11 protein-coding genes are annotated in these 14,258 nt (G+C 70.1%); 6 read left to right on the top strand and 5 right to left on the bottom strand.

What is annotated here, in order from left to right; translation table 11 throughout:
• Positions 1 to 471 precede the first annotated feature (471 nt).
• From BGP73_RS16500 to BGP73_RS16490, 3 genes are all read right to left on the bottom strand, one after another.
• Positions 472 to 675 (bottom strand): CstA-like transporter-associated (seleno)protein, encoded by a 204-nt coding sequence (locus BGP73_RS16500; protein WP_069815593.1) that lies wholly within the window; start codon positions 673 to 675, stop codon positions 472 to 474.
• A complete protein-coding gene (locus BGP73_RS16495) occupies positions 672 to 2,912 on the bottom strand; it encodes a carbon starvation CstA family protein (protein ID WP_069815591.1) in 2,241 nt (746 codons plus the stop codon). The genes BGP73_RS16500 and BGP73_RS16495 overlap by 4 nt, the downstream gene beginning before the upstream one ends.
• Before the next feature lie 339 nt (positions 2,913 to 3,251).
• Positions 3,252 to 4,025 carry a GntR family transcriptional regulator gene (locus BGP73_RS16490; protein ID WP_069815588.1) on the bottom strand — a complete coding sequence of 258 codons (774 nt, stop codon included), beginning with the start codon at positions 4,023 to 4,025 and terminating at the stop codon, positions 3,252 to 3,254.
• 355 nt (positions 4,026 to 4,380) lie between these two features.
• Between BGP73_RS16490 and BGP73_RS16485 the strand changes: the two genes are divergently transcribed.
• The 6 genes from BGP73_RS16485 (at position 4,381) to BGP73_RS16460 (ending at position 12,232) form a co-directional block, all read left to right on the top strand.
• Positions 4,381 to 5,646 (top strand): extracellular solute-binding protein, encoded by a 1,266-nt coding sequence (locus BGP73_RS16485; protein WP_069815586.1) that lies wholly within the window; start codon positions 4,381 to 4,383, stop codon positions 5,644 to 5,646.
• A 189-nt stretch (positions 5,647 to 5,835) separates the two neighbouring features.
• Positions 5,836 to 6,870 carry a carbohydrate ABC transporter permease gene (locus BGP73_RS16480; RefSeq protein WP_079127589.1) on the top strand — a complete coding sequence of 345 codons (1,035 nt, stop codon included), beginning with the start codon at positions 5,836 to 5,838 and terminating at the stop codon, positions 6,868 to 6,870.
• A complete protein-coding gene (locus tag BGP73_RS16475; RefSeq protein WP_069815584.1) occupies positions 6,867 to 7,697 on the top strand; it encodes a carbohydrate ABC transporter permease in 831 nt (276 codons plus the stop codon). The genes BGP73_RS16480 and BGP73_RS16475 overlap by 4 nt, the downstream gene beginning before the upstream one ends.
• Positions 7,698 to 7,703: 6 nt before the next feature.
• On the top strand, positions 7,704 to 9,266 hold the full coding sequence (locus BGP73_RS16470) for a glycoside hydrolase family 3 protein (protein WP_244501235.1): 1,563 nt from the start codon (positions 7,704 to 7,706) through the stop codon (positions 9,264 to 9,266).
• 41 nt (positions 9,267 to 9,307) lie between these two features.
• Positions 9,308 to 10,387 (top strand): SIS domain-containing protein, encoded by a 1,080-nt coding sequence (locus tag BGP73_RS16465; RefSeq protein WP_069815582.1) that lies wholly within the window; start codon positions 9,308 to 9,310, stop codon positions 10,385 to 10,387.
• A 330-nt stretch (positions 10,388 to 10,717) separates the two neighbouring features.
• Positions 10,718 to 12,232: a PAS domain-containing sensor histidine kinase gene (locus BGP73_RS16460; protein WP_069815580.1), complete on the top strand. Its 1,515-nt coding sequence runs from the start codon at positions 10,718 to 10,720 to the stop codon at positions 12,230 to 12,232.
• A gap of 412 nt (positions 12,233 to 12,644) precedes the next feature.
• Here the strand turns inward: BGP73_RS16460 and BGP73_RS16455 are convergent, their stop codons facing one another.
• Both BGP73_RS16455 and BGP73_RS16450 read right to left on the bottom strand, forming a co-directional pair.
• Entirely contained in the window at positions 12,645 to 12,902 is a 258-nt protein-coding gene (locus BGP73_RS16455) for a WhiB family transcriptional regulator (RefSeq protein ID WP_003983230.1), read from the bottom strand.
• 321 nt (positions 12,903 to 13,223) lie between these two features.
• Positions 13,224 to 14,192 carry a diacylglycerol/lipid kinase family protein gene (locus tag BGP73_RS16450; RefSeq protein ID WP_069815577.1) on the bottom strand — a complete coding sequence of 323 codons (969 nt, stop codon included), beginning with the start codon at positions 14,190 to 14,192 and terminating at the stop codon, positions 13,224 to 13,226.
• Positions 14,193 to 14,258 lie beyond the last annotated feature (66 nt).

The following is a 14,258-nucleotide window of genomic DNA, read 5'->3' as shown; positions in this document are numbered from 1 at the left end:
CGCCCGGCGGTTTCCCGGGCGTCGGCTGCCGGCAGGTAGTTGGACTCGACAGGCATGCGAAAGTATGCCTGTCACACCATTGCGGGACAGTTCCGGACTCACACCGGATTCCCCTGCGTGGGCAGCGAGCACGAGCATACATCTTGTGGTTCGCTACGCCAGCGACCCCATATGTTGTGCTGCGATATGGCCGGTGGTCTTTGCAGGGGGACATCCGGCCGGTTCGGTGGCGGCCTTGCCAGCAGCGGGGTGGAAGACCGCCGAGGGGCGCGGAGTTTCCGTCTGGAATCGCCGGCGGCCGCCGCGGCGGGTCGCCGGCCCCACGGCGGTCCCCCGTCGGGCCTGGAGCCGCCTTGCGGGAGACAGGCCGAAGGCCGCCACCCCGGGGGTCGGTCCGGTGGGGTGGCGGCCCTCCTTCACCGATCTCCTCGATCGGCGTGGCCCGGCGGTCAGCGGTGACCGCTCATCGGTTCAGCAGCAGCGGAATCCCTCGCGTGGATCCGCTTCCCGGGCGTCGACGCGCCGCCGCTCGAAGTCTCGGCGGCTGAGCACCTCCGCCCCCGGATCGTGTGCCCGGGCCCGGGCGGCATAGCGCTCGTAGGCCGCCTCGCCGGTGGCCTCGCGCCAGAACCAGCGGGCGCGGGCCGCGAGATGTCGGAGGGCCGGGGCCCTCACGAGTCACCGCCCGAGCCTGCCCCGGAGCGCGGAGCGCCGCTGTCCGTTTCGCTCCGCTGCCGTGGGACCCCGCCCTCGCTGCCGACCCCGGCCGCCACCAGTTCGGCCTTCTCCTCGCGGGTGGCCCAGAGTTCGGCGGGTGCGACGATCTTCGACTCGGTGTACGGCGCCTCCTCCAGCCGCACGCTCCGCGGATCGCGGACGGCCTTCACGCAGATCCGGGCGGCGTCCAGCAGCACCAGGATGATCAGGATGGCGAAGAGCGCGGAAAGCACACCGTCCACGGTGGAGTTGGTGACGACGGTGTGCATGTCGTCCATGTTCTTCGCGGGGGCCAGCACCTCCCCGGCATCGATGCCGTCCTGGTAGACAGCGCGCTGGCTGAAGAAGCCGATCTTGGGGTCGTCGGAGAAGATCTTCTGCCAGCTGGCGGTCAGAGTGACCGCCACGTCCCAGAGCAGCGGGATGCCGGTCACCCAGGCCCATTTCAGCCGACCGGACTTGACCAGCAGCGTGGTGCACACCGCCAGGGCGACGGCGGCCAGCAGTTGGTTGGCGATGCCGAACAGCGGGAACAGCTGGTTGATGCCGCCCAGCGGGTCGTGGACGCCGACCCAGAGGAAGTAGCCCCAGGCGCCGACGACGACCGCGCTGGTGAACCAGAGCCCCGGCTTCCAGCTGACGTTCCGGAAGGGCTTGAAGACGTTGCCCAGGGTGTCCTGGAGCATGAAACGGCCGACCCGGGTGCCGGCGTCCACCGTGGTCAGGATGAACAACGCCTCGAACATGATGGCGAAGTGGTACCAGAAGGCCTTCATCCCGTGGCCGCCGAAGACCTGCGAGAAGATCTCCGACATACCCACGGCGAGCGTCGGAGCGCCACCGGTGCGGGAGAGCAGCGTCTCCTCCTCGACCGCCTTGGCGGCCGCGGCCAGTTCGTCGGGCGAGATGTTGAAACCGAGGCCCCCGACCGCCTGCGAGGCCGACTGCACGGTGTCACCGATGACGCCGGCCGGGGCGTTCATCGCGAAGTAGAGTCCGGGGTCGATGACGCAGGCGGCGACCATGGCCATCACGGCGACGAAGGACTCCATCAGCATGGAGCCGTAGCCGATCATCCGGACCTGGCTCTCCTTCTGGATCATCTTCGGGGTGGTGCCGGAGGAGACCAGGGCGTGGAAGCCCGAGAGCGCGCCGCAGGCGACGGTGATGAAGACGAACGGGAACATCGATCCGGCGAAGACCGGCCCGTCGCCCCGGGAGGCGAACTCGGTGACCGCGTCCATCTTCATGTTCGGCAGGGCGACGACGACGCCGATCGCCAGCAGGGTGATGGTGCCGATCTTCATGAAGGTGGACAGGTAGTCACGCGGAGCCAGCAGCATCCACACCGGCAGCACCGAGGCGACGAAACCGTAGACGACCAGCCAGATGACGAGGGTGCCGGGGGAGAGGGTGAAGGTGTCCGCCAGCGAGGAGTCGGCCACCCAGCTGCCGGAGACGATCGCCAGGAGCAGCAGCGCGACACCGATCAGGGAGACCTCGGTAACCCGGCCGGGGCGGAGTACTCGCAGGTAGAAGCCCATCAGGAAGGCGATCGGGATCGTCATCGCGATGGAGAAGGTGCCCCACGGCGAGCCGGCCAGCGCGTTGACCACGACCAGCGCCAGCACCGCCAGCAGGATGATCATGATGGCGAAGACGGCGATCAGCGCTGCGGCGCCACCGACCGGGCCGATCTCGTCGCGGGCCATCTGCCCCAGGGACTTGCCGTCCCGCCGCATGGAGAAGAAGAGCGTCACCATGTCCTGGACGGCGCCGGCCAGGATCACGCCGACGATGATCCAGATGGTGCCGGGCAGGTAGCCCATCTGCGCGGCGAGGACCGGGCCGACGAGCGGTCCCGCTCCCGCGATGGCCGCGAAGTGGTGGCCGAGCAGCACCCGTCGGTCGGTGGGGTGGAAGTCGACCCCGTCGTCCAGCCGTTCGGCCGGGGTGGCCCGGTTCTTGTCCACCTTCAGCACCCGGTTCGCGATGAACCGGGAGTAGAAGCGGTAGCCGATCGCGTACGAGCCGAGGGCGGCTGCCACCATCCAGGCCGCCGAGACCTCCTCTCCGCGGGAGAGGGCGAGCATGGTCCAACCGGCCGCGCCGATCAGGGCGACGACCGTCCAAGTAATCATGGTTCTGGGAGTGACGCTGCGCCCGGGGGTGCGCGGCGGGGCGGGCTCTGCCATGGCGAGGGCTCTCCGTTTCCTCTCCGAACGCCTTACGGCCCGGTGGCGCGATGGCGAGCGGGCTCCCGGCGTCGTGCGGCTCGTATCCGGCGTTGTCGACGGTCGACGACGCTCCGCGTCGCCTCCCTCCTCCGCCTTGGACCCGAAGCCGCACGACGCCGTTCGCCGATCCGCTCGCTACCGCGCGCCGAGTCGTCGTGTGGTGTCTGGAAATGTATGGCAGGGTCCTGCCAAACGTCATCACCCGTCCGCATACCGGAACGGAAACATTTGCCAAAGTCCCAGCTCAGCCGTTGTTCTGAATTCCAGTCAGGGCCACGGCCGGGCCGGCACTCGAGACTAATCGGACGGACGGCGGAGTCGGGCGATGAACTTGTACCGGTCTCCCCGGTAGACCGAGCGCACCCACTCCACCGGGGCCCCCTCCGCGTCCACCGAGTGCCGGGAGAGCATCAGCATCGGCAGCCCCACGTCGGTCCCGAGCAGTCCGGCCTCCCGCGGGGTGGCGAGCGAGGTCTCGATCGTCTCCTCGGCCTCCGCGGGGCGTACGCCGTAGACCTCCGCCAGCGCGGTGTAGAGCGAGCTGTACTTCACCAGGGAACGCCGGAGCGCCGGGAAGCGCTTCGCCGACAGATGGGTGGTCTCGATCGCCATCGGTTCACCGCTGGCCAGCCGCAGCCGCTCGATCCGGAGCACCCGCCCACCGGCCTCGACGCCGAGTGAGCCGGCCAGGCGGTCGTCGGCCACGACGTAGCCGATGTCGAGCAGTTGGGAGGTCGGTTCGAGCCCCTGGGCGCGCATGTCCTCGGTGTAGGAGGTCAACTGCAGCGCCTGGGCGACCTTGGGCTTGGCGACGAAGGTGCCCTTGCCCTGGATGCGCTCCAGCCGGCCTTCGACGACGAGTTCCTGGAGGGCCTGACGGACCGTCGTGCGGGATGTGTCGAACTCGGTGGCGAGGGCGCGCTCGGGCGGGACCGCGGAGCCGGGGGGCAGTCTCTCGGTCATCTCCAGGAGGTGCCGTTTGAGCCGGTAGTACTTCGGCACCCTCGCGACCCGCCTGCCGCCGGGCGATCCGGTCGACTCCTCCGCCACGGCCTCCTGTTCGTTCGCCATCCTCGGCCTTCCCGGCTCCTGTTCTGCTGCCGTCACCGGCTCCTCCGTACTTGGAGCTCCCAGGGGATCACGTCCGCCACACGGCACTCGGCGCATGTCGTTCGGAAACCGATCTCCGAATCGGGGCCCTCGGTGCCCCGATCGCGGCACGGCCCCTCCGCCGGTCGCGATTCCATCTTCGCAGGTGCGCAAGGCGAGCTGACACCCCCGTCTTCCGCAGAGCTCTTATACACCGCTCGACTCCGGCAAGAAGTCTTGACTCCTGGAAAGGTCTAGGCCAAGCTCTCGACTGGTCTAAACCATTAGCCGGGTGCGAGCTGTGGGGGCTCATACGCGGTCTGCCGAGGAGGGTGCTGTGAAGCGTCGGCTCATAGCGGCGACAGGTGTCGCGGCCATGCTGTTCACCGTCGCGGCCTGCGGGTCGGGCGACGAGGGTAAGAAGGCGGGGGACGGCTACGAGGGGCAGACGCTGACCGTCTGGACCATGGACGGATCAGCGCCCAAGGGATGGACGAAGGCGGTCACCTCCGAGTTCGAGCAGAAGACCGGGGCGAAGCTCAAGTTCGAGACCCAGCAGTGGAACGGCATCCAGCAGCGGCTGACCACCGCCCTGTCGGAGTCGGACCCGCCGGACGTCGTCGAGGTCGGCAACACCCAGACACCGGCTTACGCCCAGACCGGCGGCCTGGCCGACCTGACCGAACTCCGGAAGGAGATCGGCGCCGACTGGACCGAGGCGATCAACGCCTCCTCGGTCGTCGACGACAAGCAGTACGCCACCCCCTGGTACGTGGCCAACCGGGTCGTCATCTACAACAAGCGGATCTGGGCCGAAGCCGGCATCGACGCCCCGCCCAAGACCCGCCAGGAGTTCTTCGACGACCTGGCGGCGATCGAGGCGAAGACCGACGCCGAGCCCATCTACCTGCCGGGACAGAACTGGTACTTCTTCGACGGACTGCTGATCGGCCAGGGTGCCGACCTGGTGAAGAAGGAGGACGGCAGGTGGGTCTCCAACCTCGCCGACCCCAAGGTCGGCAAGGCCATGGAGATCTACCGCGAGTACCACTCCTTCAGCGACGCGCCCAAGGACAAGGACGAGGCGACCCCGCAGCAGGCCGAGGTCTTCGCCAAGGGGAAGACCGGAGCCTTCATCGGCATGGGCTGGGAGGCGGCCACCGCCGTCGAGGCGAACAAGTCCCTGGAGAAGGACATCGGCTACTTCACCATCCCCGGTGAGAAGGCCGAACGGCCCGAGGGCGTCTTCCTCGGCGGCTCCAACCTCGCGGTGGCCGCGCTCAGCGAGAAGCAGGAACTGGCCAAGGAGTTCCTCCGGATCGCGCTCTCCGACAAGCACGAGGGAGCGCTGGCCAAGGAGGCCGGAGTGATCCCCAACAAGGACTCGCTCCGCGACCAGCTGGCCGGCAACCCGGCAGCCGAGGCCGCCGCCCCGGCTGCCTCCTTCGGCGGGACCACCCCGCTGATCCCCGGTTGGGCGGCGGTGGAGAACCCGCCGAACCCGATCAAGAGCTACATGACCGCCGTACTGAAGGGCGTACCGCACCGGGAGGCGGCGGCGAAAGTCGAAGCCGAGCTGAACAAGCGGCTGGCGCAGCAGTAGTTCGAGCCGGCCGGAGGCCGCTCGCCGGAATCCGGCGGACGGTTCCCCGGACGGAGGTGCTCCGCGCCGCCCCGGCCCACAGCCAGGCAGGGTCGGCGCGGAGCGCCGGGCACCAGGCTTCCAGCGGCGCGCCAGCCGCACCACGGCGGCCCGGGGACACCGTTCCCGGGCCAGGAGGAGACGGCGATCATGTCTGGGCGATCCGAAGGAGTGGCGGTCGACCACTCGGTCGGGGCGGGGAAGGTGACGGCGCCGTCCCCGGGCGACCCACCGCAGCCGAGCGGTTCGGGCCGACCGGAACAGGGCCCACCGCGGCCTGCCGGGGGGCGGACCCCCGGCCCCCGGCGCGCCCCGTACCTGCTGATCCTCCCCGCGGTCGCCGTCACCCTGCTGCTCCTGGGCTGGCCGCTGCTGGAGAACCTGCTGCTGTCCTTCCAGAACATGAACGCCCGGCAGCTGATCCTGCACCTCACCGAGTGGAACGGTCTGGACAACTACCGGGAGAGCCTGGGCAACCCGGAGTTCTGGAAGGTCACCGGCCGCACGATCCTCTTCACCCTGGTCAACGTCGTCCTGATCATGGCCCTGGGAACGCTCACCGGGCTGCTGCTGGCCCGCCTCGGCGGGCGGATGCGGCTGCTGCTCTCGGTCGGCCTGGTGCTCGCCTGGGCGATGCCGGTGATCGCGGCAACCACGGTCTACCAGTGGCTCTTCGACAGCCGCTTCGGGGTGGTCAACCACGTCCTGGACCGGCTCGGCTGGCACGCGATGGCCGACTACAACTGGACCGGGGAGCAGCTCTCCACCTTCTCGGTGGTCACCCTGCTGATCGTCTGGCAGTCCGTGCCCTTCGTGGCCTTCAACCTCTACGCGGCCACCACCACCATCCCCCGCGAGCTCTACGAGGCGGCGGAGCTCGACGGCGCCGGACCGTTCGGGCTGTTCGTCTCGGTGACGCTGCCGTTCATCCGACCGTTCCTCTTCGCCACCACGTTCCTCGAGGTCATCTGGGTCTTCAAGTCCTTCGCCCAGGTCTTCGCGATCAACGAGGGCGGGCCGGACCGGCTCACCGAGACCCTGCCCGTCTACGCCTTCGTCGAGGGCCTGGGCAACCAGCACTTCGGGGCCGGGGCGGCGATCTCCGTCCTCACCATCCTGATCCTGCTCGCCCTGATGTCGTACTACTTCCGCATCGTCCTGCGCCAGGAGGAGGAAGCTCCGTGAGGCGTACACCCTTCGGCCGGATCTGGCCCAACGTGCTGGCGGTCGTCCTCTGCGCCGGCTTCCTCTTCCCCGTCTACTGGATGTTCAGCACCGCCTTCAAACCGAACTCCGACATCATCGCCGAGACCCCGGTCTGGTTCCCCACCGACGCCACCCTCGGGCACTTCCGGAAAGCCGTCGCCGCCGAGCACTTCTGGACCTTGGTCCGCAACTCGCTCACCGTCACGGTGAGCGCCGTGCTGCTCTCCCTGGCGATCGCGCTGTGTGCCTCGTTCGCCATCGCCCGGATGCGGTTCAAGGGGCGCCGCGGCTTCATCCTCGCCGTGATGATCGCCCAGATGGCCCCCTGGGAGGTCATGGTCATCGCGATCTACCTGATCGTGCGCGACGCCGACCTGCTGAACGGGCTGCTGCCGCTCACGGCGTTCTACATGGTGATGGCGCTGCCCTTCACCATCCTGATGCTGCGCGGCTTCATCGCGGCCGTGCCCGAGGAACTCGAGGAGTCGGCGATGGTGGACGGCTGCACCAGGCCGCGCGCCTTCCTCAAGGTGATCCTCCCCCTGCTCGCCCCCGGGCTGATGGCCACCTCCCTCTTCGGCTTCATCACCGCCTGGAACGAGTTCCCCCTGGTACTGATCCTCAACAAGGACCCGGAGGCGAAGACGCTCCCGCTGTGGCTCTCCCAGTTCCAGACGGCCTTCGGGGACGATTGGGGCGCCACCATGGCGGCGGCCTCCCTCTTCGCCCTCCCGATCCTGGTGCTCTTCTTGTTCCTGCAACGCAAGGCGGTCGGCGGTCTCACCTCCGGCGCAGTGAAGGGATAGTGAGACGTGACCACCCAACCGCCCGTGACCGAGGACCGCGAGACGCTCACCCGCGACGCCCTCGCCGTACTCCAACCCGGATTCACCGGCACCACCGCCCCCGACTGGCTGCTGCGCCGTATCGGCGAGGGGCTCACCGCGGTGGGGCTCTTCGGCCGCAACATCGCCTCCCCCGAGCAGCTCGCGGCGCTCACCGCGCGACTGCGCGAGGAGCGCCCGGACCTGCTGGTGGCGATCGACGAGGAGGGAGGCGACGTCACCCGCCTCGAATCCCGCACCGGCTCCTCCTTCCCCGGCAACCTCGCCCTGGGCGCCGTCGACGACCCGGAGCTGACCGGCGCGGTCGCCCGCGAGTTGGGTCGGCGGCTCGCCGACTGCGGAGTCAACCTCAACTGGGCGCCGTCCGCCGACGTCAACTCCGACCCGAACAACCCGGTCATCGGGGTGCGTTCGTTCGGCTCCGCACCGGAGCTCGTCGCCCGGCACACCGCCGCCTACGTGGAAGGGCTGCAGGACGCCGGGGTGGCCGCCTGCACCAAGCACTTCCCGGGCCACGGCGACACGGCCGTCGACTCCCACCACGACCTGCCCCGGATCGACGCAGACCTGGAGACCCTGCACGGCCGGGAGCTGACCCCCTTCCGCGCCGCGGTCGCGGCGGGTACCAAGGCCGTGATGAGCGCCCACATCCTGCTGCCGGCGCTCGACCCGCGCCACCCGGCGACCCTGAGCCGGGCCGCGCTCACCGGCCTGCTACGGGCACCGGTCAGCAGCGGCGGCCTCGGCTTCGAGGGGCTGATCGTCACTGACGGCATGGAGATGCGGGCCGTCTCCGGCAGCTACGGACTGGAACGCGGCAGCGTGCTGGCGATCGCCGCCGGAGCGGACGCCATCTGCGTCGGCGGCGGACTCGCCGACGAGGGCACCGTGGACCGGCTGCGGGACGCGCTGGTGGCTGCGGTCGACTCGGGCGAACTGCCGCGCGAACGGCTCGCGGACGCGGCCGACCGGGTGCGGGCGCTCGCCCGGTGGACGCTGACCGCCCGGGGCCTACCGACCCCCTCGGGCACCTCCGACCACGCTCCGGAAGTGGGACTGGCCGCCGCCCGCCGGGCGCTCCGAGTGGTTCCCGGCGGCGGGGCACCGTACCGGCCGCTGGCCGAGGCGCCCTATGTGGCGGTGTTCAGCCCGCGGCCGAACATCGCCGTCGGCGACGAGACCCCCTGGGGCATCGCCGCGGAACTGGAACGGCTCCTGCCGGGCACCCGGAGCGGACGTTTCGACCCCGACGCGGCCCAGGCACACGGGGTGCCCGCGCTGGTGGCGAATGTGCTGGAGGCCGCGGCTGACCGTAGGATCGTCGCAGTGGTACGCGATGTCCACCGCCACCCCTGGATGGCCGAGGCACTGGGTGCACTGGTCGCCGCCCGGCCGGAGACGGTCGTGGTCGAGATGGGAGTGCCGGGCGCCCGGCCGACCGGGGCGCTGCACATCGCCACCCACGGGGCCGCCCGCGTCTGCGGACGGGCCGCCGCGGAGGTCATCCTCGGCAGGGACGCCGGCCACTGACGGCCGTGGACCGCACACACAGCGACTGGAGGCACCCAGAGATGTCGGCCACCACCCCGACCCAGCAGCACAGCGAGCAGCCGGGCCGAATCATGGCCCGGGAGGTCGCGGAGCAGCCCGCCGTGCTGCGCCGGCTGTTGGCGGAGGGCGCGCCCAGGATCCGGGAGACCGCCGAGCGGATCGCCGCGCTCGACCCCCGCTTCGTGCTGCTCACCGCGCGCGGCACCTCCGACAACGCCGCGCTGTACGCCAAGTACCTGCTGGAGACCCGGTGGGGCAGGCCCTGCGGACTGACGTCGATGTCGGTCACCACCGTCTACGAGGCGCGGCAGGACCTCGCCGGGGCCCTGGTGATCACGGTGAGTCAGTCCGGCGGCTCCCCGGACCTGGTGGCCTCCGCCGAAGCCGCCCGCGCGGCCGGCGCCGTCACCCTGGCGGTGACCAACAACGCCGACTCTCCCCTGGCGCGGGCCTGCGAGTTCCACATCGACGTCCTCGCCGGGCCGGAGAAGGCCCTCCCGGCCACCAAGACCTACACCGCCGAACTGCTCGCCCTCTACCTGCTCGCCGAGGGCCTGGCGGGCGGGGACGGCGCGGCCGCCACCGTGCTGCCGGACCTCGCCGTCCAGGTCCTGGACCGGGGCGAGGAGGTCAAGGCGCTCGCCCAGCGCTACCGGTTCGCCGAGCGGATGGTCCTCACCTCCCGCGGTTACAGCTACCCGACGGCCCGGGAGGCCGGGTTGAAGCTGATGGAGACCAGCTACATCCCGGCGCTCGCCTACTCCGGGGCGGACCTGCTGCACGGTCCGCTGGCCATGCTCGACAGCCGCTCCCCGGTCATCGCCATCGTGAACGACGGCAGGGGCGGAGCGGCGCTCCAGCCGGTTCTGGAGCGGCTGCGCGGCAGCGGTGCGGACCTCGTCGTGGTGGGAGCCGAGGAGCAGGTGGGGCCGGAGTCCGCCTCGGCCGGGTTCGCACTGCCGACCAAGGGCGTGCCCGAGGAGATCCAGCCGATCCTGGAGATCCTGCCGCTGCAACTGCTCGCCTACGAGGTCACGCTCGCCCGCGGCCAGGACCCCGACGCCCCCCGTTCCCTGGCCAAGGTCACCGAGACCCGCTGAGCGGTCTTCCGGCGGGCTCTGCCGGTTCGTGCAAACAGTTCCCGCCGCGAACACATGGACAGTCCGTACTGGTCTAGTCCACAATCGAACAGGACATCCGCTCTCCACCGCACAGGGAGGGCGGAGAGGCACCCCCAGCACGGCCTGCCCTGACCGTGCCCGGTGCCTCCGGTCGGTCCGATCGGCCGCGGGGCCCGCACACCCCGGTTCGGCGAGATCGGCCGACGTCAGCTCCGGGCTGCGGTGCCGGACGGGTTGAGGGTCCCGTCCCGGCGCCGCGGCCCGCGGGCCCTTCGGGGCGCCGCCGGTAGGCTCGCGTACGTGCCCTCCATGAACGAACTCGTCCGCCAGCACACCGACCTCGGGGAATCCGACGTCGAGTGGTTCCACCTGCTGGTCTCGGAGTGGCAGCTCCTCGCCGACCTCTCCTTCGCCGACCTGGTGCTGTGGGTGCCGACCCGGGACGGGACACGCTATGTCTCGGTGGCCCAGATGCGCCCCAACACCGGCACGACCTCCTACCAGAACGACATGGTCGGTCATCTCGTCCCGCGTGGCCGGCGCCCCATGCTGGACGCCGCCCTGGACGAGGGGCGGATCGTCCGCGAGGGGGACCCCGAGTGGCGGGAGGAGGTACCGGTGCGGGTCGAGTCCATCCCGGTCCGCCGTCAGGGGCGGGTGCTGGGGGTGATCGCCCGCAACACCAATTTGCTGACCGTCCGGACCCCGAGCCGGCTGGAGCTCACCTATCTGCAGAGCGCCTCCGACCTGGCCCGCATGATCGCCGACGGGACGTTTCCCTTCCCCGAGCAGCAGGTCGACATGGACGCCTCCCCCCGGGTCGGGGACGGGCTGATCCGGCTCGACGCCGAAGGGATCGTCCAGTACGCCAGCCCCAACGCACTCTCCGCGTACCACCGCCTGGGGCTCGCCGCCGACCTGGTCGGCCGCCACCTCGGTCAGACCACCGCGGAACTCGTGCCGCCGCGCCGGGGGCCGGTGGACGAGGCGCTGGTCAGACTGGCCAGCGGCTGGGCTCCGCGGGAGTTCGAGGTCGAGGGCGAGGTGGGCGTCATCCAGTTGCGGGCCATCCCGCTCAAGCCCAAGGGCAACCACATCGGTGCGCTGGTGCTGCTCCGCGACGTGACCGAACTCCGTCGCCGGGAGCGCGAGCTGATCACCAAGGACGCGACCATCCGGGAGATCCACCACCGGGTGAAGAACAACCTGCAGACCGTCGCCGCGCTGCTGCGGCTGCAGGCCCGCCGGATGGGCGGCGCGGAGGCGGGCGGCAGCGCCCGGGAGGCGCTGGAGGAGGCCGTTCGCCGGGTGGGATCCATCGCGATCGTGCACGAGACGCTCTCCCAGAACCTCGACGAGCGGGTGGAGTTCGACGAGATCGCCGACCGGGTGCTGGCGATGGTGGCGGAGATCTCGCCGGGGCGGGTCACCGGCCGCCGCACCGGCCGGTTCGGCGTGCTGGAGGCAGAGGTCGCCACCCCGCTCGCGATGGTCCTCACCGAGGTGTTGCAGAACGCGCTGGAACACGGCTTCGGCCCCAACGAACAGGGCACCGTGGAGGTGTCGGCGACCAGGGAAGGACCGTGGGGGCGGCCTCGGTTGCGGGTGAAGATCGAGGACGACGGGTGCGGCCTGCCCCAGGACTTCGATCCGCGCAGCGCCGGCAACCTGGGGCTGCAGATCGTGCGCACCCTGGTCGAAGGCGAACTGGGCGGCGGCTTCGAGATGGCGCCGGCGGCGGAGCGCGGCACCCGGGTGGTGCTCGACATCCCGGTGCGGGCCGAGGGGGCCGAACGCCACGGGGACCGAACCGGGCCGCTCTGAAGCCGACGGTCGGCACGTGGAATTTCCGCGACCGGGCGGTTTTCTGCGGCGTGGTTTTCGAACGGCGGTTTCTGGCCGGCGGTTTCGGGACGGTGTTTTCCGAACCCGGATTCCTGAGTCGCGATTCCCGGGCTGCGAGCCCTGATTCGTTCCGGACCCGGGTTCTGGAGTCGGTCCTTCGAAGGCCCGACTGTCGACCGCGGTTTCCTGGGTCTGTGCGTGGCGTCCGGTCGGCCAGGCCATCACGCGTCGACAGCACTGAGCCCCGACCGTATCGCTACGGTCGGGGCTCAAGGCTTCGTGCGCATCGGGGGTACTGCGCGCTGCGGTTCGAAGCCGGGTTGGGGTGGTACTCGCGGTCAGATCCTGCCCGTCAGGTACACACCATCGCCCTGATCGCCGAGGGGCGTCGTCAGGCGCTTGCGTTACGCGCCCGGTTGCGGGCGGCGCGGCGCTTCATCGCGCGGCGCTCGTCCTCGCTGAGGCCACCCCAGACACCGGAGTCCTGGCCGGACTCCAGCGCCCACTGCAGGCACTGCTCCATGACGGGGCAGCGACGGCAGACGGCTTTGGCTTCCTCGATCTGCAGGAGCGCAGGACCGGTGTTGCCGATGGGGAAGAAGAGCTCGGGGTCTTCCTCGCGGCAAACGGCGCGGTGACGCCAGTCCATGGCTGCTCCATCTCCTTGTAATAACAGCAGGTTTGCTTGTGAATGTGAACGCTTTCACGAATCCTTCCGCACGATACGGGGCCGTCGTCCAGTGGCCTGGTTTCGGGCCCAGTGAGATGAGGAAGGGGGTTCGGGCTCTCAAGGGGGCCGTAGTGCGGGCCGTCCCGATCGCCATGAAGAGCCTCGCAAACCTCAGCGGCGGATACAACCCCTACTGGAAAGTTTTTTTTGAATCCTTGGTGTCGTGTCCGTCACAGCCCTACTTCCAGTGGGTGGAAGCCAGCCTAAACGTTCGAGTGAAAGGACTTTGTGGGCTTCCACTCACACAATCACACGCAGTGCACGGCGTACACCTGTGAACGTCACGCTAGAACGCAGTCCTAGGTGGTCACCGTCCATCTGAAACGGCAGTGGCGCCTGCGAATGCAAGGTGAAGTCGGTCAGGTCGTGCAGCGAGGTCGCGTGCTTTCCGTGCGGCCCCTGGTCGGGGGAGGAGAGCAGCAGTTGGGCCCCGTAACGGGCCAGGGCGAGGGGGGACAGACTCCGCAGCCCGAGGACGTCCAGGGCCGTGTCGAAGGAGGCGCCCGGGGAGGCGTACAGCGGACGGTTCCCCAGGTAGGTCCAGGGCGCGGTGTTGCAGACTATCGACAGGACCAGGTCCTCGACCGGTTCCGCTCCGGGCCGCCGCAGGCTGATGGTGCCGGCGCGCCGCCGGTTCTCCCCGAGGAACTGCCGCACCAGCTGGCGCACGTACAGCGCGTGGGTCGAGCGCTTCCCCCGCTCCCGCTGCTGTTCCACCCTCCCCACCACGCCGGCGTCGAAGCCGAACCCGGCGCAGAAGGTGAACCAGCGCGACGGCACGCCCTCGTCCGCACTGCCGGGGGTGCCGGCGGCCAGACCGAGGCCCACGGTCCGCTCGCTGCCGTTGTGGAGCGCGTCCAGCAGCGCGCCGGTGGCCTCGACCGCGTGGTTCGGCAACCCCAGCGCGCGGGCGAAGACATTGGTCGAGCCGCCCGGGACCACGGCGAGTCTTGGTAGCGCCTCCGGGTCCGGACCGTGGTGCAGGAGGCCGTTGACGACCTCGTTGACGGTTCCGTCCCCGCCCAGGGCCACCACCAGTTCCACCTCGCCGCCCTCGGCGGCCCGCCGGGCCAGATCGCGCGCGTGGCCCCGGTACTCCGTGGTGGCCACCTCGAGCTTCAGATCACTCGCGAGCGCGTGCGTCAGCACGTCCCGGGTGCGGGCACTGGTGGTGGTTGCTGCCGGGTTGACCACGAGTAGTGCGCGCATGCCCAGCAGCCTACCCAGGTGCTCTCCGTGCACCCAGCTCCGGCACCGCCGCACGCCACCGCCGCC

Origin of the sequence: Streptomyces sp. TP-A0874 (genome assembly GCF_001748085.1) — a bacterium.
In the GTDB taxonomy this organism is placed as follows: Bacteria; Actinomycetota; Actinomycetes; order Streptomycetales; family Streptomycetaceae; genus Streptomyces.
This window is presented reverse-complemented; position numbering and strand designations above follow the sequence as displayed.